The following is a 2,642-nucleotide window of genomic DNA, read 5'->3' as shown; positions in this document are numbered from 1 at the left end:
TGTTCAAAGGGGTGTTACGATTTCAAGACCTCCTCTCAGTTCTGAGGACACGGTAATGATTGATGAGACGGAAGTAAAAATCAATCGCCCTAAAAAAACAATTAGCGAATTATTCTGGTAAAAAGAAATGCCACGCTATGAAGGCTCAGGCGATTGTCACAAGTCAAGGGAGAATTGTTTCTTTGGAGCTCGCTGTGAACTATTGTCATGATATGAAGTTGTTCAAAATGAATCGCAGAAATATCGGACAAGCTGGTAAAATCTTGGCTGACAGTGCTTATCAAGGGCTCATGAAGATATATCCTCAAGCATAAACTCCACGTAAATCTAGCAAACTCAAGCCGCTAATAGCTGAAGATAAAGCCTATAACCATGCGCTATCTAAGGAGAGAAGCAAGATTGAGAATATTTTTGCCAAAGTAAAAACGTTTAAAATGTTTTCAACAACCTATCGAAATCATCGTAAACGCTTCGGCTTACGAATGAACTCGATTGCTGGCATTATCAACCGTGAACTAGGATTCTAGTTTTGCAGGAAGTCTAGTTTTACAATCTACAAGTTGATTCACTTTCTATTATGTATTATTATGATAGTGGTAAACAAAACAGAGAGGAGTTCTATATGACACCAGAAGAAGTCTATATGACAGAGTGATTGGAAAAGCAAATCACCTGCTTTCAGGGGAAAAGTTTCCAGCATCGCAGACGCTACAAGGTCTTGGAGATTGCTGAGATTGTTTCCGGTTTTTTGATTGCGATTTTTTGTGCCATTCCCATGCCGGGCGATCACTATCGCCTTGTCTCTGTTGTGCTTTCAAGCATGGGGTTGCTTTGTGAGGGATTGCTTGGTATTTATAATAGCAAGGAACACTGGATATCCTATCAGAAGGCAGCGCAACTTTTAGAACGAGAAAAGTTTCTCTACCAGTGTCTGACTGAGAAATAAATACGCAGGTGAAAGCAAGCCTTTTACATTCTTTGTCAAGATCTGTGAAGGGATAATCTCTGACGAAATAATCAAGTGGGAAGGCATCCAGTCTAAAGAAGCGGGTGTGCCTGCGGAAACTCCACTCCAATGCAAGAAAAATCGAGGGGGTAAAAGAAAACCTATAGTCAGGGAAAGAATAGCCTGACTGGAAAGCAGTATGAAAAAATGGAATTTACAGCGTAAAACAACTCAAGGTCCGGTTTGTTTTTTGTGCTTAAAAGACAGGAACTTCCTTGAAACTTGAGTTTGTCTCGGTGCATTTGAAAGAAAACTCAGTTTAGACGGAGACTGTTAAACAAGCTTATGGTCTAACCAGTACGGATGTGGTTGAGTAGCTAGTAGATGGTTTTTTAGAAATGGAAAGAGTGCAGATTTCAATGTTTCAACACCTAAAGGAAGATAACTAGGAGGTGATTAAGGTTAAAACAAAACGGATAAATGGTGATTTATTTTCAGGTCTTATCGCTGATGTCGACGAAGAAATCATGAATAGCGATGACAATCGTTTAGCTATCGATAGGATTGTCATCCAACATAATGGCGGTTTGAGCGATGAAGGAGCACCTGGTATGTATCTACAGGCGTTGGTACCTCTGCTTATTACCAGGCTTGGACTATCCAGAGCATGGTTTTTGCCCTGTAGGAGTCTTTGCCATCATTGATACCCAGGAAGCAGACGGCTACACTTGAGGCTTTCTGAAGTCAGAAAAAAGCTGGCTGGCCTTGGAGTTCACAGAAAGAATTACTTAGAACATAAGGAGAAAAATAATTGTTGAAATTGATACAAAATAAGAAAAAAGGTGGAGAGAAAGCCTTTCGCTACTCTCTCAGAAAATTTAAATTTGGCGCGGCTTCTGTGTTGGTAGGACTCTCCTTTTTAGGCAGTGATATATCTACCGTTTCTGCTCATTTTGAAACGGTAGATAATGTGACTTATCTTGGGGATACACCTAGAGAAGTTGGGTATGCTAAGCAATCAGTACAAGTAAGAACTGAGATATCAAAAAATGGCAAGCATGTAAAATATACAATACTTTTCAATAAAAATTATGAATACTGGGCTAGGCCAGGACTTACTGCTTGGTTACCAACTGGTTTGGATCATCGGACGGTTAGGATTAGAACTTATAATTCTGATGGAAAAACAGGGGGAGGGGGATTGCCGTGGAAATTAGTGCACGATTTGGGAGTGCATGAATTTCCTGGTGCGACAAGAGAATTAGTTTTCAATCCTGATTTTGACCCTAGAAACGAAGGAAAATGGAATGAATTTTGGGAAAAAATAGGAAAGGTTGGTTCAGGTTCCGATATTCCAACTGAGTGGAAAGAAAAAAATCAGTTACTGTTTGGTATCAATTCATGGGAAAATTTTTCTCACAATGCTTACAAGTGGGAAATAGAAGCGGATGTTCAAGATGGGGTAGTGGCTTCACAATTACCTGTCGTAGCTGGAATTGTACAGCCTCGTTCAAGATATCCTCGCTATGTTGCAGTAGGACCTAATGAAACAGTAGATACAGACGGAGACGGTCTAACTGACAAGCAGGAGATTGATAAGGGTACGGATCCACTTAAGCAAGATACAGACGGAGACGGTCTAACTGACAAGCAGGAGATTGATAAGGGTACAGATCCACTTAAGCAAGATACAGAC

2 protein-coding genes and 2 pseudogenes are annotated in these 2,642 nt (G+C 40.3%); all 4 read left to right on the top strand.

Going from position 1 to position 2,642, the window contains the following annotated elements; genetic code table 11:
- A pseudogene (locus HT715_RS07285) lies at positions 1-527 on the top strand (transposase family protein); the annotation flags it as partial.
- Positions 528-655: 128 nt separating this feature from the next.
- Positions 656-1,133, top strand: a pseudogene (locus tag HT715_RS07280) (DUF4231 domain-containing protein).
- A 407-nt stretch (positions 1,134-1,540) separates the two neighbouring features.
- On the top strand, positions 1,541-1,678 hold the full coding sequence (locus HT715_RS07275) for a hypothetical protein (RefSeq protein ID WP_153300005.1): 138 nt from the start codon (positions 1,541-1,543) through the stop codon (positions 1,676-1,678).
- Between the two features lie 79 nt (positions 1,679-1,757).
- Positions 1,758-2,642: YSIRK-type signal peptide-containing protein (locus HT715_RS11955; RefSeq protein ID WP_172922877.1), on the top strand; the 885-nt coding region annotated here is incomplete at its 3' end.

Origin of the sequence: Streptococcus sp. 4155, from assembly GCF_013276695.1 — a bacterium.
GTDB lineage: Bacteria > Bacillota > Bacilli > Lactobacillales > Streptococcaceae > Streptococcus > Streptococcus pseudopneumoniae.
The sequence above is the reverse complement of the archived record's forward strand: the minus strand, read 5'-3'. Positions and strand labels throughout refer to the sequence as shown.

What these genes read in the sequence shown, in the direction of transcription:
- HT715_RS07275 (WP_153300005.1), top strand. Translation starts at nt 1,541, where the DNA reads ATGAAGGAGCACCTGGTATGTATCTACAGGCGTTGGTACCTCTGCTTA.